The organism is Streptomyces sp. JJ36 (genome assembly GCF_021696945.1).
Classification (GTDB): domain Bacteria; phylum Actinomycetota; class Actinomycetes; order Streptomycetales; family Streptomycetaceae; genus Streptomyces.
The window spans coordinates 25,798-47,397 of record NZ_JACYHE010000045.1 but is presented as its reverse complement, the minus strand read 5'-3'; the positions used below and the strand labels follow the sequence as shown (position 1 = coordinate 47,397).

At 70.8% G+C, this 21,600-nt stretch carries 19 protein-coding genes and 1 pseudogene; 12 read left to right on the top strand and 8 right to left on the bottom strand.

Annotated elements, in window-relative coordinates; genetic code table 11:
• From HOY81_RS17565 to HOY81_RS17545, 5 genes and pseudogenes are all read left to right on the top strand, one after another.
• Window positions 1–506: pseudogene (locus HOY81_RS17565) on the top strand (transcriptional regulator); the annotation flags it as partial.
• 288 nt (window positions 507–794) lie between these two features.
• Entirely contained in the window at window positions 795–1,526 is a 732-nt protein-coding gene (trmB, locus tag HOY81_RS17560; RefSeq protein WP_237321383.1) for a tRNA (guanosine(46)-N7)-methyltransferase TrmB, read from the top strand.
• Window positions 1,527–1,793: 267 nt separating this feature from the next.
• A complete protein-coding gene (locus tag HOY81_RS17555) occupies window positions 1,794–3,248 on the top strand; it encodes a PrsW family intramembrane metalloprotease (protein WP_237321380.1) in 1,455 nt (484 codons plus the stop codon).
• 244 nt (window positions 3,249–3,492) lie between these two features.
• The gene (locus HOY81_RS17550) at window positions 3,493–3,726 is read left to right on the top strand and encodes a DUF5133 domain-containing protein (RefSeq protein ID WP_237321382.1); all 234 of its coding nucleotides are present in this window, start codon (window positions 3,493–3,495) and stop codon (window positions 3,724–3,726) included.
• A gap of 72 nt (window positions 3,727–3,798) precedes the next feature.
• Window positions 3,799–3,993, top strand: coding sequence for a hypothetical protein (locus tag HOY81_RS17545; protein ID WP_237321384.1), 195 nt, complete (start codon window positions 3,799–3,801; stop codon window positions 3,991–3,993).
• A gap of 242 nt (window positions 3,994–4,235) precedes the next feature.
• On the opposite strand, the gene HOY81_RS17540 is transcribed toward HOY81_RS17545, so the two are convergent.
• Window positions 4,236–4,463, bottom strand: coding sequence for a hypothetical protein (locus tag HOY81_RS17540; RefSeq protein WP_237321379.1), 228 nt, complete (start codon window positions 4,461–4,463; stop codon window positions 4,236–4,238).
• 199 nt (window positions 4,464–4,662) lie between these two features.
• Between HOY81_RS17540 and HOY81_RS27455 the strand changes: the two genes are divergently transcribed.
• The 3 genes from HOY81_RS27455 to HOY81_RS17530 all read left to right on the top strand — a co-directional run bounded on the left by HOY81_RS27455 (window position 4,663) and on the right by HOY81_RS17530 (window position 8,363).
• Window positions 4,663–4,794 (top strand): hypothetical protein, encoded by a 132-nt coding sequence (locus tag HOY81_RS27455; protein ID WP_272892946.1) that lies wholly within the window; start codon window positions 4,663–4,665, stop codon window positions 4,792–4,794.
• Window positions 4,791–5,123 carry a hypothetical protein gene (locus HOY81_RS17535; RefSeq protein WP_237321378.1) on the top strand — a complete coding sequence of 111 codons (333 nt, stop codon included), beginning with the start codon at window positions 4,791–4,793 and terminating at the stop codon, window positions 5,121–5,123. The genes HOY81_RS27455 and HOY81_RS17535 overlap by 4 nt, the downstream gene beginning before the upstream one ends.
• 105 nt (window positions 5,124–5,228) lie before the next feature.
• Window positions 5,229–8,363 carry a DUF3427 domain-containing protein gene (locus HOY81_RS17530; RefSeq protein ID WP_272892945.1) on the top strand — a complete coding sequence of 1,045 codons (3,135 nt, stop codon included), beginning with the start codon at window positions 5,229–5,231 and terminating at the stop codon, window positions 8,361–8,363.
• On the opposite strand, the gene HOY81_RS17525 is transcribed toward HOY81_RS17530, so the two are convergent.
• Both HOY81_RS17525 and HOY81_RS17520 read right to left on the bottom strand, forming a co-directional pair.
• Complete coding sequence (locus HOY81_RS17525) at window positions 8,339–8,779, bottom strand: (deoxy)nucleoside triphosphate pyrophosphohydrolase (RefSeq protein ID WP_237321376.1); 441 nt, start codon at window positions 8,777–8,779, stop codon at window positions 8,339–8,341. The two genes, HOY81_RS17530 and HOY81_RS17525, sit on opposite strands and share 25 nt — an antisense overlap.
• Before the next feature lie 10 nt (window positions 8,780–8,789).
• Entirely contained in the window at window positions 8,790–9,590 is an 801-nt protein-coding gene (locus HOY81_RS17520) for an ATP-binding protein (RefSeq protein WP_237321375.1), read from the bottom strand.
• A 134-nt stretch (window positions 9,591–9,724) separates the two neighbouring features.
• Between HOY81_RS17520 and HOY81_RS17515 the strand changes: the two genes are divergently transcribed.
• From HOY81_RS17515 to HOY81_RS17500, 4 genes are read left to right on the top strand one after another with little or no spacing between them, the layout of a single operon-like run.
• The gene (locus HOY81_RS17515) at window positions 9,725–10,573 is read left to right on the top strand and encodes a helix-turn-helix transcriptional regulator (protein ID WP_237321374.1); all 849 of its coding nucleotides are present in this window, start codon (window positions 9,725–9,727) and stop codon (window positions 10,571–10,573) included.
• Window positions 10,557–10,754 carry a DUF397 domain-containing protein gene (locus HOY81_RS17510; protein ID WP_237321373.1) on the top strand — a complete coding sequence of 66 codons (198 nt, stop codon included), beginning with the start codon at window positions 10,557–10,559 and terminating at the stop codon, window positions 10,752–10,754. The genes HOY81_RS17515 and HOY81_RS17510 overlap by 17 nt, the downstream gene beginning before the upstream one ends.
• A 19-nt stretch (window positions 10,755–10,773) precedes the next feature.
• Window positions 10,774–10,944 (top strand): DUF397 domain-containing protein, encoded by a 171-nt coding sequence (locus HOY81_RS17505; protein WP_237321372.1) that lies wholly within the window; start codon window positions 10,774–10,776, stop codon window positions 10,942–10,944.
• A 19-nt stretch (window positions 10,945–10,963) separates the two neighbouring features.
• Window positions 10,964–11,143, top strand: coding sequence for a DUF397 domain-containing protein (locus HOY81_RS17500; RefSeq protein ID WP_237321371.1), 180 nt, complete (start codon window positions 10,964–10,966; stop codon window positions 11,141–11,143).
• Between the two features lie 621 nt (window positions 11,144–11,764).
• On the opposite strand, the gene HOY81_RS17495 is transcribed toward HOY81_RS17500, so the two are convergent.
• The 5 genes from HOY81_RS17495 to HOY81_RS17475 form a co-directional block, all read right to left on the bottom strand.
• Entirely contained in the window at window positions 11,765–12,025 is a 261-nt protein-coding gene (locus HOY81_RS17495) for a hypothetical protein (protein WP_237321370.1), read from the bottom strand.
• 210 nt (window positions 12,026–12,235) lie between these two features.
• The gene (locus HOY81_RS17490; RefSeq protein WP_237321369.1) at window positions 12,236–12,463 is read right to left on the bottom strand and encodes a hypothetical protein; all 228 of its coding nucleotides are present in this window, start codon (window positions 12,461–12,463) and stop codon (window positions 12,236–12,238) included.
• A gap of 550 nt (window positions 12,464–13,013) precedes the next feature.
• On the bottom strand, window positions 13,014–13,499 hold the full coding sequence (locus HOY81_RS17485; RefSeq protein WP_237321368.1) for a hypothetical protein: 486 nt from the start codon (window positions 13,497–13,499) through the stop codon (window positions 13,014–13,016).
• Between the two features lie 154 nt (window positions 13,500–13,653).
• Window positions 13,654–14,160 carry a hypothetical protein gene (locus tag HOY81_RS17480; protein WP_237321367.1) on the bottom strand — a complete coding sequence of 169 codons (507 nt, stop codon included), beginning with the start codon at window positions 14,158–14,160 and terminating at the stop codon, window positions 13,654–13,656.
• A gap of 12 nt (window positions 14,161–14,172) precedes the next feature.
• Window positions 14,173–21,390: a polymorphic toxin-type HINT domain-containing protein gene (locus HOY81_RS17475; RefSeq protein WP_237321366.1), complete on the bottom strand. Its 7,218-nt coding sequence runs from the start codon at window positions 21,388–21,390 to the stop codon at window positions 14,173–14,175.
• Window positions 21,391–21,600: the final 210 nt, after the last annotated feature.

The following is a 21,600-nucleotide window of genomic DNA, read 5'->3' as shown; positions in this document are numbered from 1 at the left end:
TGAGGGAGCCCGCAGGTCCGCGAGGACCCGGCGACGCCCGGCCCGGCACCGCGGCGCCCCCGCAGACGCCCGGCCCGCGGCGGGCCCCGGACAGCCCGGCCGCCCCGCTGCCCAATCTCCTCCGCCATCTCTTCACCGACCCGCGTGCCCGTGCCGCCTTCCCCGAGTGGGAGCGGGTGGCCGACGCGCAGGTGGCGAGGTTCACGACGGACGTGCTGCCCGGCGACCCGCATGCCGCCGCGCTGGCCGACGAGCTGACGGTGACCGCCGGTGCGCCGTTCGCCCGCCGGTTCGCGGGGGCGCCGGCACTGCCGGACGCCGCGGAGGTCGTCCGTCTGGTGCACCCGGAGGCGGGTGAGCTGCGGCTGGCGCAGGAGCCGCTGGCGCTGCCCGACGGCGACGAGCAGCGGTTGCTCGTCCTGCTGCCGGCCGACGACGCCACCGCGGAGGCGCTGGACGGGCTGCTCCGCCGCGGCCCGGGAACGCTCCGCGTGGTCTCCGGCTGACGCCGCGGCGCCCGCGACGAGGCCCGGGCACCGCCACCGGCCGCCCACGACGCCCGCCCGACCGGGAGGGCCCCCGCCCGGCAGCCCGAGGGCGCACCTCGCCCCGGCTCCCACGCATGTGCCGCGGACGGCACCGGTACGGCGCCCGGGCCGGGGCACCGCGCGCCGCCGCGCGCCCCGCAGCCGGCGGCCCGCCCTGCGGGTGCGGACCCGTCCGCCCGTACAATCGGACCCACTGTGTCCGAGAAACTCCCAGCTACGCCGCCCTCCCCCCGTCCCGGGACGCGCATGTTCGCGCCCGGTGCCGGGCCCGCCCCCGACCCCGCGGGTGCGCACCACGAGCGCCGCATCCGCAGCTTCACCCCCCGCCGCAGTCGCGTCACGGTGGCGCAGCGCGCTGCGCTGCGCCGGCTCTGGCCGCGCTGGGGCGTGGACGTCGACGGGCTGCACGTGCTGGAACTGGAGAAACTCTTCGACACCCTGCCGCCGGACGCGCCCGTCGTCTGCGAGATCGGTTTCGGGATGGGCGAGGCCACCGCGGAGATGGCCGCCGCCGACCCGGACACCGGCATCCTCGCCGTGGACGTGCACACCCCGGGCCAGGGCAACCTGCTGCGTCTCGCGGAGCGGGACGGCCTGACCAACATCCGGGTGGCCAACGGCGACGCGATCATCCTGCTGTGCGAGATGCTCCACCCCGGCGCCCTCTCCGGCCTCCGCGTCTACTTCCCGGACCCCTGGCCGAAGAAGCGGCACCACAAGCGCCGGATCGTGCAGCCCGAGTTCCTGGACCTGGCCGCGCGCGCCCTGAAGCCGGGGGCGCCGCTGCATCTGGCCACCGACTGGGAGCCGTACGCCGAGCACATGCTCGAGGTGCTCACCGCGCACCCGGAGTTCGCCAACACCGCGCCCGGCGGCGGCTTCGCCGAGAAACCGCCGGAGCGGCCCCGTACCCGGTTCGAGGGGCAGGGGCTGCACAAGGGCCACACGGTGCGGGACCTGCTCTTCCGCCGCGTCTAGCAGGCGTACGCCGTCCGGTGCGGGCGCGTACGCGCGGGGCCCGCGCCCCCGTACGCGCGGGTCCGCGCCCGCGCTCGCTCCCCCGTACACCGGCGGCCCACCCCGCAGAGCGCACGCCCGTGCCCGCGGGCGCAGGGCCCGTCCGTACCCGCGGGCGATGCACGCCCGTGCGCGCCGGAGCGCACGCCCCTGCGCCCGGCACAGCCCCCACCCCGCTCCCCCGTCCGGGGGCGGCGAGGAACACCCGTTCCCGGCTAGGGTCGTCGGGTGCAGGACGAGGCAGACCCGCCGGGCACCCCCGCGGTCCCGGCGTACGAACAGCAGCCCCGCTTCCCGGCGATGCCGGCCACCCCGGCCGAGTGGCGGTACCACCCGCCCCGTACGCCGTCCTGGTGGCACCGGCACGGCCGCACCCTCCGCGCCCTGGCCGTCGTCGCCGTGCTGGTCCTGTGCGGCCTGGCGATCCTCGCCCTGGTCCGGGAACAGACCGGCACCCAGGGCCTCTTCGTCGGGCTCGGTCTGGCCGTGCTGCCGGTGCCGCTGCTGCTCGCCGCCTTCCGCTGGCTGGACGGCGTCGAACCCACCCCCTGGCGGAACCACGCCTTCGCCTTCGCCTGGGGCGCCTGCGCGGCCACCCTCGTCGCCCTGCTGGCGAACAGCTTCGCCACCGCCTGGCTGGCCGACTCCGTGCTGTCCGGACGGCCCGGACGGGCGGACACCCTGGGCGCCACGGTCGTCGCCCCCGTCGTGGAGGAGGTGGCGAAGGGCGCCGCGATCCTGCTGCTCTTCGTCTTCCGGCGGGCCGCCTTCACCGGCGTGGTCTCCGGCATCGCGCTCGCGGGCTTCACCGCGACCGGCTTCGCCTTCACCGAGAACGTCCTCTATCTCGGCACCGCCTACGTGGAGGACACCGCCTTCGGCGGGCCCACGGCACTGCACGAGTCGCTGACCGCTCTGACCTTCTTCGTCCGGATCGTGCTCTCCCCGTTCGCGCACCCGCTCTTCACCTCGTTCACCGGCGTGGGCCTCGGCATCGCCGCCGTCCTGGCCCACCGGCGCCGGGTGTGGCGCCCACTGCTGCCCGTGGCCGGGCTGCTCACCGCGGTGCTGCTGCACGCGGTGTGGAACGGCGCGGCCGGCACCCGCGACTCCACCTTCCTCTTCGTCTACGCCCTCTTCATGATCCCGGTCTTCGCCGTGGTGCTCTGGCTGGCCCTCTGGTCCCGGGCGGGCGAGCTGCGCACCATCCGCCGGGTGCTGCCCGCGTACGCCGCCGCCGGCTGGTTCTCCGCACCGGAGCCCTGGGCGCTGGGCTCGATGCGCGCCCGCTCGCTGGCCCGCGCCATGGCCCGCCGGGTGCACGGGGCCGCGGCCGCCCGTACGGTCCTGGAGTACCAGCACTTCGCCACCTCGCTCGCGCTGCTCCGGTCCCGCGCCGACTTCGGCGCCCCCGCACCGGACTTCGCCGCCCGCGAGCAGGAACTCCTCCACCACCTGTGGACGCGCCGCGCCCTGGCCGCGCCGCCCACCCAGAGCGCGGCCCGCGCCCTGGCGCCGCCGGTGCCGCTGGTGCCCTGGTGGGCCGCGCCGGGCCACCGGCCCTGGGGGCCGCCGGGCACGGGCGCCGGGCCCACGCCGTACGCCCCGCCGCCCGTGCCCGGCCCTCGTCCGGGCGGCCCGGCGCCCCCGGGGCACGACCCGTTCCGGCCACCGCCCGGCTGACGCGGGGCCCGTACGCCCGGCGCCGCGCCCGGAGGCGTACGGCGGCGTGCCGAAGGACAGGGTCACGCAGAGCACCCCGGTGACCTGCGCCTCTGTGGGCCTCCTCACTCTGTGGCCCCGGTCACGGGGACGCCGGCTCCGGATGTGTCCTGCATTACCGGAGACACCAGGCATGCCCGTCCCCGCACCGGGTACCGACGCCTGTGACCCCGGCCGACTCGTGATGCGGAAGGAGCAGGTGACGATGCTGATGGCTCACCCCGTGGTCCTCCGGAACCTCATCGAGCAGTACGAGGCGCTGGAGGTGCTGCACGGCGAGAACGGCACCCCGGAGGTCCGGCAGCGCATGGACGACCTGGCCTATAGCCTGTGCGTCGCCACCGGCACCAAGGACATCGACGCCGCGCTGGTAGCCGCCCGTCACCGGCTTCCCGGCGCCCGTCCCCTGGACGACTCGGTCCTTGCGTCCGCGGCCTGACCTTGCCGGCCGTACCGCCGCCCCGCGCGCGGAACGGCCGGGCACGTACCCGAGAAGAGGACGAACCCCGGCATGACCACCACCGACAGACCCCGCCCGGAGCTCCAGGACCGTCCGGGCACGCCGCCGGCCGGTGACGGACCGCAGGCGCCGATCTACGACAGCCTCATCGACGAGCACGGCGACGTGCTCTCCGAGGTGCGCAAGGTGGCCGAGGAACTCCAGCAGGAGGCCGACCGGGCGCTGGACTTCAGCATCGCCCGGTAACGGCCCGCCGCCGCACCGGCGGCCCCCCGGCCGGCCCGCAGACGGGCGGCATCCGGGGCCGTACCGCCGACGCCCCCACCCCCGCGGTGGGGGCGTACGCATGCCCGCGCGCCCCTCCCGGCCCCCAGTCGACCGGCACCGGGCCGGCAGCCACAGCGCACGCCCCGGAGCCCGGTCCGGCGGACACCGGGCGCACCCCGCGACCCCGCGGCCCTCGGGCCCGCAGCGTGCCGTACGCCCGCCTACAGCCCCGTCCCGACCAGCCCACTCCCGCCGAAGGGCTGCCACCCGAGCAGCGCCGACACCAGCAGCACCAGCCCCACGATCACCAGGAACACCAGCAGCGGCCGCGCCCCCTGCCGCGCGCCCCGTATCCGCCCGCGCGCCCGCGCCGAGGCCGCCCTCCCGCGCCCCACCCCCACCAGCCGCCGCTTCCAGTACACGAGCCGGTAGTAGTACTTCACACCCATGCCCCCATTCTCGGCGTCCGCCACGCCCGCCCGGTAGCCACCGGCACAGGCCGGCCCGGGCCGCACCCCCGGCGGGAGAAGGCGGAAATGTACATGCCCGCCACAAGTTCCTTTCTCTACGCTGGTGAACGGCGACTCCGATCCCCGGGGGACGGCGGGAAGGCGGAGAGCTCGTTCGCCGACACACCGGCAAGGGGAGATGGGCGAGGCCGAATACACGGAACTCGCCTCCCGGTACAACGGCGGCCCCTACTGGCTCAGCGACCGCGCTCAGGGCTACGGAGGCCGCTTCTGGCGCGACCTCGACCAGGCAAGGAACGCGTGGCGATGAGCCCGAGCCCCCCGGCGACCACAGCACCGGCGGACCGGAAGGCCCTGCGCTGGGTGTACGGCGTCCCGCTGGTGCTCCTGAACCTCGCGATGGCCGGCTCCTGCTTCTACGCCCTGGCCACCGAGCCCCGGGGCCCCTGGGACGAGGACGCCCTCACCGGGATCGAAGCGATGGCCTTCACCACCCTCGCCCTCGGCGTGCTCCCCCTCGCCCTGACTGCACTCGCCCTCCGCCGCCGCGTCCTGTCCCCCTGGTGGCTGGCCCCGCCCATGGCCCTGGCCCTGCTCGCCCTCGCCCGCTGGATCCACGTCACCCAGCAGTATCCGTAGCGCAGCGCTGCCACCGGCCCCGGTGTTCGATCCGGAAACCGGCACACGGCTGTCGGCAGTGTCTTCTAAGGTCGGCTCCATCCGCACGCTCTGGGGGGAGTCACCATGGTCGCCATGCCGCACGCTGCGCACCCCGCCGCGGGCATCTACGAGCGACTCATCACCGACCGGCTGCGTCAACGCATCGAGGAGATGCGGGAGGAGGGCCGGCGCGTCGCGGTGGAGCCCGTGGGGGCGGAGTCCTCCGCGCACGTGTTGGCCCGGCATGTCAGCGACGCCATCCGCGAGCTGCTGTCGGACATGACCCCTGCGGAGCAGGTGGTGGCCGCCAATCTCGTCCTCACGTCGCTCGGCAGCCTCGACGGGGCCGAGGAGTGGATCGACCTGGTCGCGGACGGCCCCCGACAGCTCGTGGCGGTCGAGGAGGCCGGTCCCACCCCGCAGTACGCCCAGCGCCCCGCAACACCGCTCTCCGAGACCGCGCTGCTCACCAACGCCCCCGAGGACCCCAGCCTGGGCTTCGAACTCCGAGCCGAGCTGGCCACGGCCGACCGGGTCGACCTGCTCTGCGCCTTCGTGAAGTGGCACGGGCTGCGCGTGTTGGAGCGCTCCCTGCAGGCCGCCCACGCCCGGGGCGTCCCCATCCGCGTCCTCACCACCACGTATCTGGGCGCCACCGAGCGGCGCGCGCTGGACCACCTCGTCGAGAAGTACGGCGCCGAGGTCAAGGTCAACTACGAGCTGCGCTCCACCCGCCTGCACGCCAAGGCGTGGCTCTTCCGCCGGGAGAGCGGCTACGACACGGCGTACGTCGGCAGTTCCAACCTCTCCCGGGCGGCCCTCCTCGACGGGCTGGAGTGGAACGTACGCCTCTCCGCCGTCGCCACCCCCGCCGTCCTGCGGAAGTTCGAGGCGACCTTCGACGCCTACTGGAACGACCCGGCCTTCGAACCGTACGACCCCGCGCGGGACGCCGGGCACCTGGACGACGCGCTGCTCCAGGCGGGCGGGAGGAACCGCGACGCCACCCGGGCGATCAGCCTTTCGGGGCTCGATGTGCGTCCGTACCCCCACCAGAAGGACATGCTGGAACGTCTGAAGGTCGAGCGGGAGGTCCACGGGCGGCACCGCAATCTCCTCGTCGCGGCCACCGGCACGGGAAAGACCGTCATGGCCGCGCTGGACTTCAAGGACCTGCGGCGGCAGTCGGGCAGAGACCTCCGTCTCCTCTTCGTCGCCCACCGGCAGGAGATCCTGCACCAGTCGTTGCGCACCTATCGCGAGGTGCTCAACGACGGCGACTTCGGGGAACTGCTGGTCGGAGGGGACATCCCGACGGCGTGGCAGCACGTGTTCGCCAGTGTGCAGTCCCTCAACGCGGAGCGGCTGAGCAGCCTTCCACCGGATCACTTCGACGTCATCGTGATCGACGAGTTCCACCACGGCGTCTCCCGGACGTACCGGCAACTGATCGACCACTTCACTCCCGTGGAACTGCTCGGGCTCACCGCCACCCCCGAGCGCATGGACGGCCGGCACGTACAGGACGTCTACTTCGACGGGCGGATCGCGGCGGAGATGCGCCTCTGGGAAGCACTCTCGAACGACCTCCTCTCGCCCTTCCACTACTTCGGCGTCGCGGACACCACGGACCTGACCGGGCTGACCTGGAAACGCGGCGGCTACGACACCGACGAACTCGACAAGCTCATCACCGGCAACACGGCCCGAGCACGTCTCGTGATCAAGGCGGTCGAGGAGAAGGTCGCCGACCCCGGCTCCATGCGCGCCCTCGGCTTCTGTGTCTCGGTGGCCCACGCGCACTTCATGGCCGACCAGTTCCGGCAGGCCGGTCTCACCGCCGTCGCCCTGGACGGGAGGACACCCGGGGAGGAACGGCGTCGGGCGCTCCGGGACCTCCGGCACGGCGACCTCCAGGTCGTCTTCTCCGTGGACCTCTTCAACGAAGGGCTCGACGTCCCGGACGTCGACACGCTCCTTCTGCTCCGCCCCACCGCCAGCGCCACCGTCTTCCTCCAGCAGCTCGGCCGCGGCCTGCGCCGCACGGAGGACAAGGCCGTACTGACCGTTCTGGACTTCATCGGGCAGCACCGCAAGGAGTTCCGCTTCGAGGAGCGGTTCCGCGCCCTCACCAACCTCACCCGCAGCCGGCTTCTCCGGAGTGCCGAGCACGACTTCCCGCAGCTTCCGCCCGGCTGTCAGATCGTCCTGGACCGGAAGTCCAAGGAACGCATCCTCGAGAACATCCGCACGCAGATCACCGTGACGATCACGCAGCTCGCCGGCGAGGTGCGGAGCTATGCGGAGGCGCGGCTCACCGACTACCTCCGGGAGAGCGGCCGTGAGCTCGCGGAGCTCTACCGGGGTTCCAGCTCGTGGACGGCTCTGCTGCGACGCGCGGCGCTCCTCCCACAGGAAGCACCGGACGGCGAGAAGACGCTGTTGAAACGCATGACCGCGTTCCTCCACGTCGACGATCCGCTACGCGCCGACGCCTACGCCCGCATGCTGCGCGGCGAGGCACCCTCCTACGCCTCCCTCGACGAACAGGGCCAGGCCTACGCCCGCATGCTCTTCTTCACCCTGTGGCCGAACGGCGGCGGCTTCAGCACGTACCAGGAGGGCTTCGACCTGCTCCGCACCCAGCAGGCGTTCCGCGACGAGGCCCTCCAGGTTCTGGACCACGTCATGGAGCACACCGACACGTACACCTTTCCGCTGCTCAACGGCCTGGCCGCGCTCCCGCTGGCCGTGCACGCCCGCTACAGCCGGGAGGAGATCCTCGCCGCACTCGGCCAGGCCCGCCTGGGACACCTGGTGCCCAGCACCTTCGCGCAGGGCGTCACCTGGGCGGAGGACCTGCGCACGGACGGCCTGCTGGTCACGCTGGAGAAGGACGAGAAGGACTTCTCGCCGCAGACCCGGTACCGCGACTACGCCCTCGGGCCCGACCTCTTCCACTGGGAGTCCCAGCGCGCCACCTCCGAGGACTCCCCCACCGGCCGGCGCTACCGGAACCATCGTGCCGAGGGCTCCCACGTGCTGCTCTTCGTCCGCCGCTACAAGACCACGGACATCGGCAGCGCCCACCCGTGGACCCTCCTGGGCCCCGCGGACTACGTCCGCCACGAAGGAAGCAAACCCATGGCCATCACCTGGCGACTCCGCCACGAGCTCCCCGCGGACATGTGGACCTACTCGGCCGTCGTCTCCGGGTGAGGTGCGGCCGCGCCGTCGCCGAGCCCCGTCACCACCGCGCGGACGGCGGGGAGGTCGCCGGGGAGCCAGTCGAGGGTGAGGGCGTCGGCGGGGGTGAGCCAGCGGACGGCGTCGTGGTCCTGGAGGGGCTGCGGCTCGCCGGAGAGCAGGCGGGCGCGGTGGACGTGGAGGACGAGGTCGTCGGTGAGCGGCCAGGCGCCGGGCACCCGGCCGGTCGGCTCGACCTCGATGCCCAGTTCCTCACGGAGTTCGCGGACCAGTGCCGCCTCCGGCGTCTCGCCCGTCTCGACCTTGCCGCCGGGCAGTTCCCAGCGCCCGGCGAGGGCCGGCGGCGCCGTACGACGGGCGGCGAGCAGGCGCCCCGCCTCGCACACCGCCGCCCCCACGACCACCTGGCGTCCCGCTGCGTCTCGCATGCCGCTCACCCTACGGCCGCTCGCGGACGTCCTCCGGCACGGGCGCGGGTACGGGGACCGGTGCGGGGGCGAGCGGCCGGGCGCACCCGGGTTCGACGCGGGAGGCGGCTCCCCGGTCGGGCGGCGGGCCGCACCCGGGTCCGGCGGGGGACGCGGGTTCCGGTGCGGGCCCTGAGGCGGGCACCGGCTCCGCGTCGAGTTCGCACCAGGTCGTCTTGGCGTGCGCGTGCTGGGTGACGCCCCAGCGCGCCGCGAAGGCGTCGAGCAGGGCCAGGCCGCGTCCGGTCTCGTCCTCGCCGGTCGCGCTGAGCAGCGTGGGCAACGCGCGCGGGTCCGGGTCGGTCAGCTCCAGGCGGGGCCGGCCGTCGGTCATGGCGACCCGCAGGGTGATCGGCACGCCCTCGCCGACGTGCCGGACCACGTTGGTCACCAGCTCGCTGACGCAGAGCCGTGCCGTGTCCGCGGTCGCCCGGGACAGCCCCCAGAGGGCCAGCAGGGAGCCGACCCGGCGGCGCAGTTCGGCGAGGGCGGAGGGGTCCGCGAGCAGGTGGACGGTCAGCGGTTCGCGGGGCCGGCCCGGTGGGTCCGCGGCCTGGAGCCCGCGCAGGACGGCGGCCAGCCTGCGGGCGGTGTCCAGGTTGCAGTTCCCGAGGGAGAGCAACGGGTCCGGGCGCCCGGCGGCGTACGTGACGGTGTCGATGCCCAGGGACGGCAGCGTGATGCCGTGCCCGGCGAGGGCGGCGCGCAGCTCCGCCGCCGTCACCGCCACCGGTTCGCGCTCCTGCAGGGGTGTGGGCTGGTTCCGCGGCATGCGGGGTCACCTCTCCGTGTGCTCTGCGTGACGAATCACTCACAGAATCGGCATACGCGACCTAGCGTGAAAGGGGTTGAGGTTCAGCAGCGCGGCGCGCCGAGCGGCCGTGCCGGGGAGAGGGAGGGTGACGGGTGCCACCACGGAAGGATCTCGACGCGGCGGCCAGCGTCTCCGCGTTCTACGGCGCGGAGTTGCGGTGGAAGCGCGAAGCGGCGGGGATGACGTTGCAGGAGCTGACCGAGGGCTGCTTCTACAGCGTGGCGTATCTGAGCCAGATCGAGCTCGGTGAACGGCGCATGCCCCTGGACCTCGCCCGCCACGCCGACCAGGTGCTCCACACGGACGGCTTCTTCGAACGCCGCTGCGAGGACGCCCGCAAGGCCCGCCGCGGCGGCCACGCCGAGTACTTCGCGGACGTGGTGGAGCAGGAGAAGCGGGCGCGCACGATCGAGGAGTGGGCGCCGTCGCTGATTCCCGGGCTGCTGCAGACCGGTCCGTACGCCCGGGCCGTGGTGCGCGCGACCCACCCGCTGGAGCAGCCGGAGGACGTGACCGCCAAGGTCGAGGCGCGCCTGGCGCGGGCGAGCGTCTTCGACGACCCGCGCACGCCCGAGCTGTGGGTGGTCCTGCACGAGTACCTGCTGCGGCACCCGATCGCGGACCGGGAGGTGATGGCGGAGCAGTTCGCCCATATCGCGGACCTGGCGCGCCGTGGCCGGATCCTTGTGCAGGTACTTCCGCTGAACGCCGGGGCGCACCCGTTCATGGTCGGCACCGTGAAGCTGATGACCTTTGCCGACGCACCGCCGGTGGCCTACACGGAGGCGTTGCACAGCGGTCAACTCGTGGACGATCCAACGCTCGTGCAGCAGTACCGGAAGTCCTACGATCTACTCAGGGCGGCCGCACTTTCACCGAGGGCGTCCCTCTCCACGATCGAGGAAGCGGCAGGAGGCCACCGAGATGCTCCGCAACAGTGATGTACTCCCGGACGCTTGGCGCAAGAGCAGCTACAGCAACGGCAGCGGCGGCGACTGCGTCGAGGTCGCCGACGGCGTCCCCGGGCTCGTGCCCGTGCGGGACAGCAAGCAGGCCGGCGGCCCCGTCCTCGCGTTCCCCGAGGAGCAGTGGACCACCTTCCTGGACTTCGTCACGAGGTAACCGGCAACGAGGAGGCCGCGTGGACTGGCGTAAGAGCAGCTACAGCAACGGTGACGGGGGCGACTGCCTCGAAGTGAGTGACGATCTTCCTGAGGTCGTGCCCGTACGGGACAGCAAGCGCGCCGAAGGGCCGGTTCTCACCTTCTCCGCCGAGGCTTGGACCGCTTTCGTGGAAACCGTCAGGGAGTAGTCGGCGGCAAGGGGGCCGCATGGACTGGCGCAGCAGTACCTACAGCAACGGCAGCGGCGGGAACTGCATCGAGGTCGCCGACGGCGTCCCCGGGGCCGTTCCTGTGCGGGACGGCAAGTGCCCGGACGGGCCCGTGCTGGTGTTCCCGGCGGCCCAGTGGCGGGTGTTCGTCGCGGCCGTGCGGCGCGGGGTCGCATAGACGGCCGGGCACAGGCGACGGCCACGGTACGCACCACACCGCCACGTGCTTGTTCCAGGGCAAGCTCCCTGCCGTGCAGCCGGCCAGAATTGCGCCAGGTAGCGCTCCACGCCCTCCGGCACGCACTGAGTGGCCAGCCACGCCACCTCCTCGCGCCCCGCGCTGTAGACGCGCACCCGCCACCTGACACGCGGGGTGCCGAGGTCGATCGAGGAGTCCAGCATGGGGCCGCCGCAAGTCAGCAGTGACAAGTGGCCGGTCTCCGAGTACAGCTCCGTGTCCCCTTGCACGTCCCACTGCTCGTGCTCGGCCGGTGGCTCGTGCTGCCACACCTGTGCGGTGAGCGTCGCGGTGTGGGTATGGCCTGCACTCCGCACGTCCACGCGCCCCTCGTACGGGGTCAGGAACGCGTCGTCGGCGTCCCGCCCATCCGGGTACTCCACCGGTACGAAGTCCTCGTCGGCCTCCTGAAGACAGAAGTGGCGGAACTCCACCCGCACCTCGACGATCTGCTCGCTCTTGAGGTGCGGCATCTCATGCCGGACGCTCACACACCCACCCCCGTCTCGGGGGCGAGTGTACGGCCGACCACCGCAGACTCAGAAGTCCCGGGAACGGCCTTCACCGGAGCGCCACGGCCACAGCTCCCGCGGTGATGCCGAGCCCGCCGATGATGAACACCGTCCCGATAACGCGCATCAGTATCCGCGTTTCCCGCTCACCGCGCGGAGAGGCCCCGGACTGCGCTCTCCAGTCGTTGATGACCTTCGCGCCCCACTTCCTCTCACTCACCAGGAGCCAAGCACCAACGCAGAGGAAGACTACAGCCGACCACGCCAGGACGATCAATTGGCCGCCTGAGGAGAGTTGCTCCTTGGCCATGGCGTTCGGTTCCCCTCCACTCCGCATGTGTCGGCCCCCTCGCGCCGGAGCCGACTTCGGCACGCTCCAACGCGGCACGGCGACCACGGGCTCCGACAGCACCGAGCACTGCGCCTTCAGCACATGCCCGAAGTGGCCCCACAGGGCACGGCACCCGTGAGCTGCCGCCGAATGACAGTTGAGCGCGCCGAACTCCTCTGACCCAACGAATCACCGCAGAGCCACGACGACGCCACCTACGCCACAGGCGAGGCCGACGGTTATCGCAACAACACCCAGAAGGCGCATCAGCAACCGGGTCTCCCGTTCGCTACGGGGCGAGAACCCGAACTTCGCTCTCTCCTTGTTCACGGCCTGGGCGCCCGACTTTCTCTCGTTCACCAGATCCCGAAGACCTACAGTCATGAAGAAGATCGCACCCCCGAACAGCAGGACCAACGGTCCTCCTGAAGAGAGTTCGCCATGCGCCATGCTATTCATGACTCGGGCCAGAAGAGTGCGGCCGGGCCCGGTTCCCGTGGAGCCTGCCACTGGTGGCATCGCCAGCCTCCACTACCTTGCCCTTGTCGGCTGACACACGGCAGCAATTTCTGGGGCGAGGAGGGTTCTCCTCTCTCTCAACCCCAGCAACGACTTCAATGTCGAACTCGCTTCTCACGCACTCGGCCAGGCACCACAGGAGCTCAACCAGTTGCTCGATATTCGGCTTTGCGCAACCGGTACGAATGTAGAACTCGGGGCGGCTAAGCAGGCTTAGCCCCTCTGCCATGACGCCGGCCATACGCCGTACCTCGTCACGGCTGGCCACAATCACGACTTGCTCATCGCGTTCACTGGCACGCATGAAACAGCCCAACTCTCACGCCGCTTGACCGATATATACCCAAAGGGGACACAGAAGACCGCCGCTCAGTGACCTCACACCGGCTTCACCCCATAATCTCCACTGCAAAAGGCACCAAACGCTTCACCCACCTCTCTGTTATCGTTACCTGGCCAAGCCCCCTTCGAGTCTCGCCATGAGTGATTCCATTTCGTCCACATTGAACCCGGCCCTGAGAAAGAACTCTCGCGACCCCATAGAGGAGGTAATAAAGTGCATAAATTCGGGGAACTTCGCTACGACCATGGAGAGTTCTGTGCGAAGTGCAACCGCACCCTCCTCCACAACTTCGGCGACGACAGCTTCCACCTCCCCTTCCACCTCCCCCTCCTCCCCTTCGAGTAGCGATCTCGCGATAACGAAAATGCGAACCTTCGATGATTCCCCAGATCGGTTCCGTATTTCACGCAAATCATCGATAAGTCTTTCCAGAAAAGATACTGGACAGCCTAGCGCTGCGAGCCGCGCTTCATCGTAGTTCGCGAGCTGGTGAGCGGCCTGGAACAGAATCTCAATATCGTCCGTGTCCAGAACGAGTCCACAAGCAACGTGGGCCTCGTCAGACGGCTGGCTGTTATCGGAGTACGTCATCGAACCAGACCTCTCCGCCCTTGGAGATAAAACACCGTGCACCATGGCCATTATCGATGTACGGGGGCTCCTGTCATCGATTTCCGTTTCCTGTGGTGAAGTACCGAATGTTCCAGTGGCCACCTTGTAGTGGACGATCGGGCAGTGAGTGAGGCTACACCTCACCCTCCAACCAACGTTCGAATGGCGCGACCTCCGACAATTCGGAATTGATCGCCTTCAACCCTCTGGCGAAGTCTTCGGCCAATGCGGAGAGCATCGCGACTAGCTCACTTCGTGCAATGCTCTCGTGGTCTGGGTTTGGAACCCAATTGGTCCGCGAATCGCAGTGAATCGCCACAAGATCCCCGCTTGAGCGGAAAGTCAAAGTCCTCTCGATGCCTTGCGAGTAGAGGTCCACCTCGACTTCGCGACGATCGCGCACACCCACCAGAAGCGACGGGAGCTGCTCCATGAAGGCAGACAAGTCATACGCGACATCGAGCGGCCATTCATCACTCCCGAAGCCGCCGATGTGGAACCTACTGCCTCCGGCATCAGAGAGGGCACTGCATGCCTCCATGACGAGGGTCTCATAATCGTCATCCGGATCAAGCCTCGCTGAGGCAGGAGACACAGCACCTGACGGCACAGCCGGATGGAAGGACACAGAGAAGCTCATCTCTCCAGACTCCTAGTTCGGACCGATGATCGGGAAGCTCGTCTTGTACAGCCCATTTGGACTGGGGACGATGGTAGCTGCCCGCGCTTGGACGATACTCCCATCCGGCATAATGACCTGCCCCAATCCTTCCGGAATGCGTACCGACCTTGGCCCGGCTCCCTCGACATGGAGATCCCTCAAGAATTCTGCAGCGGCGTCATTGTCCAGCCACTGACCTTGCTGATTCCCGGTGCTACGAGCTCGATCGGTCAGAGCCTTTGTGTTCTTCGCTCCGGCGCCATGAGTCTTGAATGTATGACCCCACGTTTTCACGCTGTTGGAAGCCCAATTCACGCACCCGCCGCGGTTGTGAACGAGAACCGGAGTCTCGCCCGCGAGGACATAGTACGTGTGGAGGTCCTGGACCGTGAGGTTGTAGGTGTCGAAGAGGGCCGTGTAGGTGCGGACGACGCGGACCGCGACGGTGGTGTCGTCGTCGGTGCGGAGGGTCATGCCGGGATCGAGTTCACCGGCGTCGAGCCACTCCTGCTCCGACTCGGACCAGAAGGGATGGTGCTCGGTGGTGGTGAGCACGTCGCTGCCGCCCTCACCGTCGGCCACGGTCAGGTCGACATACCGCTTGTCGTCCTTGGTGTGGATCGTGGCCGTGACCGTCTTGTCCGCGGTCTCGCCGGTCTCGGGGTCCGTCGCCACGACCTCGTCACCGAGTTCCAGTTCCTCGATGGGCTTGGTCGTGCCGTCGGCGAGAAGCACCTCGGTTCCGGGGACGAAGCTGTTGCGGCAGGTTTTTCTCAACCACGCGGAGAACTTGATGCCCTTGCGTGCGCCCTGAATGCCGTCTCCGACGCCCGGAATGAGGGCGACGAAGCTCATCCCGGCCTCTGCGTAGTTCCCCTCCGTGATGTACATCCCCGCGTTGAGCAGGTCTGCGCCGGCCCCGATGACGGGGGTCATCCCCAGCACGTCGAGGAAGGCGTGCGCGCCGGTTGAATCACCGGGTGTGTACGGCTGCCATTTACTCATTCCAACCTGCACGTCCGGGGTTCTGCGGAAGTGCTGGACGTGGAAAGAGACGCTGACGACGTTCCCGTACCGGTCGTAACGGGTCCCGACCGTCCCCTCGGTCTTGCGCAGGCCCCCGCCGCTCACCTTCTTGTACCCGGTCACGCTCAGCGAGCCGCCGCCCGTCTGGCTCGTGCTCGTGCCGACACTGCCGTCTCCACGGGTCATGGTGCCCTCGCCGCAGGGCACCACGGTCCCGCCGGCGCCGCCGCAGGCCAGCCTCAGGCCGGACGGGTCGCTGTAGAGGACGGGGTTGTTGCGGGCGTAGGCGTAGGCGCCCAGGTTCTGCGGGTCGTAGGGGCTCACGAGTTCGTCGGTGCTCAGGAACCGGCCGAGAGCCGGGTCGTACATCCGCGCGCCGAGGAGAGAGAGCCCGGTGGCGTCGTCCTCCGGCTCACCGAGGAACCCGCGGTCCGTACCGGCGGGCAGCGTGGTGCCGCCACGCTGGTCACCGTAGGGGGTGTAGCGGCGGCGGGTGACGGCTCCGGTGGCGGCGAGCACCGTGAGCTGGGTGGAGGCCTGGCCGTCGCTCATCAGCCAGGTCAGCTCGCCGTCGGGCTCGGTGTCGCTCGCGGTGCGCAGCGCGACCGTGGTGCCCCCGGAGACGTAGGAGCGGGTGGCCCGGGCGGTGCCGCCTGCCGGGACGTGGACCTCGTGACCGCTGACGTAGAGGACGTCCTCGGTGGCGGAGGTACGCATCAGCAAGGCGCCGCCCGCGTCGTAGACGTAGGTGGTCTCCTCTTCGCCGCCGGAGTACTGCTCGGTGATGCCGGTGATGCGGTTCTGCGCGTTCCACTCGAAGGTGGAGGTGACCCCGCCGGCGGTGCGGGAGGTGACCTGGCCGGCAGCGTTGTAGGAGTAGTTGTCGGCCCCGGCGGTCGTGACCGCGTGCGGGTGAGCGGCTCCCGGGGTGTAGCTCGACTCGTCGGCGCTGTACCCGGGGTAGCGGTAGTCGCGGGCGGTGGAGCCGGAGGCGGTGGTGTCGGTGACCGACTGGAGGTTGCCGATCGGGTCGTGCGTGTACACCTTCTGGTAGGGGTCGGGGCCTGCCGTGAAGTCGGCGTTGGGCTCTCCGGTGGTCGCGCACTGCTGCGCCGAGCCGGTCGTCCAGGCGGCGGTGAGGCGGTTGAGGGGGTCGTAGCGGAAGCATTCCCGCTGCCCGGCGACCGCGTCGGTCACGGCGGTGGTGATGCCGGCGTCGTTACGGGTGAAGGTGTCGTCCTGGACGAGGCCGGCGCTTGCGCTGGTGGCGGTCTGGACGGTCCGGAGGGCGCCGGTGCCGTTGGTGTCGTCGTAGGTGTAGGCGCGTGCGGCCGTGGTGCCGGTGGTGGACTCGGTGCCGTAGGTGCGGCCGGTCAGCCGTGCCAGGTTGTCGTAGTCGGTGGCGGCGACGTACGTGGCCAGCGGGCTGCTCAGGGTGGAGACCTGGCCCTGGTCGGTGTACTCGGTGGTGACGGTCTCGGCGGGCAGGCCGCCGAGGGCCGGGTAGTCGACGGCGGTGACGTGGTCGGCCGCGTCGTAGTGCAGGCCGACGGTGTACGTGCCCGCGAGGACCCCGGCTCCGGCGGGGACCGTGAGTTCCTGTCCCAGCGCCCGGCCCCGGGCGTCGTATCCGGTGACGGTGCTGGTCCAGGCGTTGCCGTCGGCGTAGGAGGTGGAGGTGGCGGGCAGGCCCTTGCCGCCGGGGGCGGTGTCGTAGGTGTAGGAGGCCAGCAGGGTGGCGCCCTGCTCGATCCCGGTCAGCCGGTCCATCGCGTCGTAGGTGCGGGTGACGGTGACGTTCTCGGCGTCCGTCGTGGTGGCCACGTTGCCGTTGGCGTCGTAGGTGGCGGAGGAGGAGCCGGCGTCGGGGTCGTCGGTGGTGAGGCGGTCGCCGAGCCAGTTGTAGGTGTACGCGGTGGTGTTGCCCAGCGCGTCGGTGATGGTCTTCAGCTCGCCCTTGCCGGTGTAGCCGTACCGGGTGGTGTGGGTGTCGCCGCCGTCGTGCTCGACGATCCTGGAGGTCTGCCCGTACACGTCGGTGTAGGTGTCGGTGGCTCCGCCGACGGGCGGGGTGACCCGGGTGTGGTCGCCGTGGTACTCCGTCAGGGTGTGCCCGGCGCTCTGGTCGGTGCCGTTCACCATGATCTTCGCTTCGGTGGTGCGGCCCGCCCAGTCGCGGACGACGTCGTGGTAGGAGGGCAGGTCGGAGACGGCGGGGAGCACCATGCCCGAGCCGGCGGTACCGGTGTTGTGGAAGGCGGCGGAGGTGCCGGTGACGTTGCCCGAGGAGTCGTAGCGGGTGGTGGTCACGTCACGGCCGGTGCCGCCCGGGGCCGGGGTCTGGGTCTCGCGGACCCGCCCGAGGCCGTCGAAGTAGGCGTGGGACTCCAGGTAGGTGGAGCCGGACTGCAGGGTCTGGGAGGTGACCCGGGAAGGGCCGTTCGCCGCGTACGGGACGTTGCTGCTGCTGGTCGGGGTGGAGTAGCCGAAGAGCAGGGAGGGGTCGCCGTCCGGGTGGGCGGGTTCCTCGGTGGGCTTCCAGACCTCGGCGGTGCGTCCGGCGGCGTCCAGGTGGATGCGGGTGGTGTTGCCGTTGGCGTCGACGATCTTCCAGGGCGCTCCCCAGTACCGCGAGTACCACGTGGTCCTGGTCATCGGGGTACCGGAGCCGAAGCCGTCCGGGTCGGGCCCGACGACCGCGACGCCGCTCAGCGGCCAGGTGTTGGCAGGGGTGTAGGTGGTGGTGGTCGACCTGCCCTTGCCGTCCCAGGTCTCGGTGATCCGGCCGGCGGGGTCGTACGCGGCCTTGGTCGCGCGGTAGCCGATCGCGTCGGTGTGCCTGCGGATCTCGGTCGGGTTGCCGTCGTAGGGATTGTTCTCGGCGACGGAGGCCGCACCGTCGTAGAGGGTGACGGTGGAGGAGTTCTGGTTCGACGCGGCGCGGTTGGTGCAGCCGGCGGAGTAGGTGCGCACCTGGTCGGGCAGCACCGTCCAGCGCTGCACACCGGCCGCGTTGAGGTCGTCGGTGTTGTAGGCGCGGCCGTAGGTGGTGCAGCGGTTGTCGCCGACGCCGGTCTCGCCCCAGTCGTCGATGCGCAGGGGCAGGCCGAAGGTGGTGCTGGTGCCCGACGTGTCGTCGTACTCGTGCTGGACGACGTGCTCGCGCCAGGTGGACTGGTCGGAGGTGGAGGTGGAGATCTTCGTACGGGTGGTCGTCCGCTTCTCCCGCACGAAACGGGCGTCCGGCAGGCCCACGTACTGGGCGGTGTTGTGCACCCAGTACTCGTGGCGCACCCGCTTCTTGGAGACGGGGGAGCCGCTGCTGTTGTCGCGGTGGCTGGTCTCCAGGGTCCGGCCGGCGAGCCAGGCGTAGTCGGTCCACCGGGTGCCGGTGGAGTCGGTGAGGGTGACGGTGCGGGTGGCGGAGGGGTCGGTCTTGGAGGTGCGGTCGCCGTGCAGGCCGCGGTAGCGCCAGTAGTAGGTGGAGTGCTCGTGGTCGCCGGCTCCGGTGGTGACGCGCGGGTTGCGGTAGCCGCGCCAGTCCGACCAGGTCTCGTCCTCGTCCTTGGTCAGCGGGTCGCCGGTGAATCGCCAGCCGGCGCCGCCGTAGTAGTTGTAGGTGGTGGTGAGTTGCGGTGCGCCGTCCCCGCCGCTGCCCTCACCCACCCGGGGGTCGACGGTGACGTCCTTGACCAGGAACTTCTTGAACCAGCCGGTGGTCGCCTCACCGCCCTCCGGCGTCCACTTCTGCCAGTAACAGTCCTGGGAGTTGTTCGACTGGGAGGGCAGATCGCCGGCGTAGCAGGGGTTGGCGAAGCCGTAGTGGACGGAGACCTTCGAGCCGAGCGCGGTGTAGACGCCGGTGATGCGGCGGAAGCGCAGCTCGTTCGGGCCCACCTGGTTGTCGAGGTTGGTGCCGTTGAAGTTGAGGGTGGGGAGGGTGAGGTCGGGGTCGCTGCCGTAGGCCTTGCGCTGGATGTAGTCGAGCCACAGGGTGCCGTCGACCGGCCCGGACGGGTTCGTCAGGGCGTACTTCATCTGGTACTGCATGACCAGGCTCCACGGCGAGCCGTTGTCGTCGCGGACGTAGGTCTTGATGTCCCAGAGCATGTCCTCGAGGAAGAACGTCGGGTAGTACGTCTTCCCTGCGCAGTGGTAGTCGTCCGCGGTGCCGTCGCAGCGCAGGTCCAGCGGTACGTCCGGGTACGAGCTCGGCGAGGAGGCGATGGTCGGGCAGGCCGGTGGCGGGTTGTCCAGCGGGTTGTCCTCGCTCATCCGCTCCGCGCACCGGTTGACGTGGCTGAACTCGACCTTGGCGGGAAGCTGCCCACTGCCGATCTGGGAGGACCAGCCGTACTGGATCTCGTCCACATAGCCGCCGGAGACGTAGCGGCGGGCCTGGTCCTCGTTGGCGACGGACCGGTAGTGGTTGTACTCCTTGTCGTAGAAGTAGATCGTCTCGACCTCGTTGCCGTCGACCACCCGGTCGACGTTCCAGCGCCAGGCCTGGGTGCAGGGCTCCGGGAACTGGCCGTGGCACGGCTCCCCCGCGTCGTTGCCGACCACCGGTACGGTCCACACCGAGCCGGTGCCCGTCCCGGTGCGCTCGCTGCGGCCCCAGCCGAAGTAGTAGCGGGTGCCGTCCTGGTGGGAGACGACCCAGTACTCGTCGTCGGCACCGTGGCCGCCGAACATCCGCTGCACCCGCCAGCCCGGGTCGTCCTGCACGTGGTACGAGCCGGTGCCGGTGTTGTCCTGGACGAGCGGGGAGGTGACCCCGCCCAGGTTGATGACGTAGACGGCGCCGGAGGGCTCCTCCCCGGTGTTGGGCGAGTCCCAGCACAGGTCAGCGATGGTGGGCAGCCCGTCCTGCGTGCAGTTGCGGTAGCGGCGCTCGATGAAGCCGGTGTTGAGGTCCCAGCCCATGCCGGCCCACGAGGCCTGGTTGTTCGAGCTGGACGTGCGCCCGTCCACGGACTGCGAGTTGTAGCTCAGCGCCACGCCCGGCGCCGAGCCCATCGGCGGCTCCGGTACCTGGATCGGCACCTGGTAGGTGAAGGCGCCCGAGCCGACGGACACGTCCCAGGAGCCCGACTGCCCCAGCGGGGAGGCCCGGTAGTCACCGGTGTCGGAGGAGGAACCGGTGGTCGCGGCGTAGACCGTGCCGTCCGAGGTGGAGGCCGCGGCGGGAGCCGCCGCGCCGAGCTGCGTGGCCACCCCGCCGTCGGTGGCGGTGGAGGCGTCCGGGTCGGCCTCCACCGTCGCGGTGAGCTTCCCGGCGGCGAGGTCGTTGTCGGCCTGCACGAACTCGCGGGCGGCGCAGCCGTCGGCTTCGGGAGTGGTCAGGGCGCAGGCCGGCATCTTCACCAGCCGCAACCGGGAGGCGAAGTCGCCGCCGTAGGCATGGCGGAAGCCGGAGTAGTCCAGCGAGAGCTCCACCGGCCCGGCCTGCCCGACGCCGTCGGTACGGGTGAGGCGGACGCCGAGCCCCACGCCGCCCGCAGGCTCCACGGCGGCACGGTCCAGGACCTCCACCGCCACCTGGTCCGGTGCCAGGAGTTCCGCACCGTCCTCGCTGGAGGAGGTCGTGGGGGACGGTGACGGGGAGGCCGTGGCGGTCGGCGTCTCGGTGGGGGGAGCCGACGTGGTGTCGGAGGGAGATGCGGACGTGGTGTCCGAGGGAGCCGCCGACGGCGACGCCGACGCACCGGCGGCGGACGGCTCGGGCGACGCAGACGCCGGCGGGGAGGACTCCGAGGTGGGCCCGGCGGACGACGAAGCCGTCTCCGCCTCCCGGGTGACCAGTTGGGTCCCGGTGCCGGCCTCGTGCGGCGGGGCCGGGGCGAGGGCGACCACGCCGGCGACCTCGGTGCCGGTGGCCGGCGGGGAGGGTTCCGGCGAGGCCGCCAGCCGGCCCGGCTCCCCCGGGGCGGACTGCGTGAGGTCGACCACCGCACGCCCGGCCTGCGGCCACACCGGCTCGGGGAGCGGCTTCATCGACTTCTCGATGCGCTGGCCGGGTACTTCGCCGTGCGGCTGCCCGGGCACGCTGGGCACGTCCTCGCCACCGTCGAGCGCCACCGCGGGTGCGGCGAAGGAGACCGCCGACAGCAGCGCGGCCAGCATCGCCGACGACAGGGAGACCGCCACGGGCCGCGAACGGGCCGACAGCCGACCGAGCATCGAAGAACCCCACCTCCCGGGCCACTCGGCTCGCCCTCGGCGGGCGGCAGGCAGCCGCTGCGCACATCAGTTCAGCCGCAGCGGGAACGGGCCGGATCGACTCAGTAACGGCCGCAGCGGGCAGGGACTCTATGCAGCCGTGGCGGAGGCGTACAGGGACGCGATTCCGGAACAACCTACGGAAAGTGGCACAGGTGGCCATCACACTTC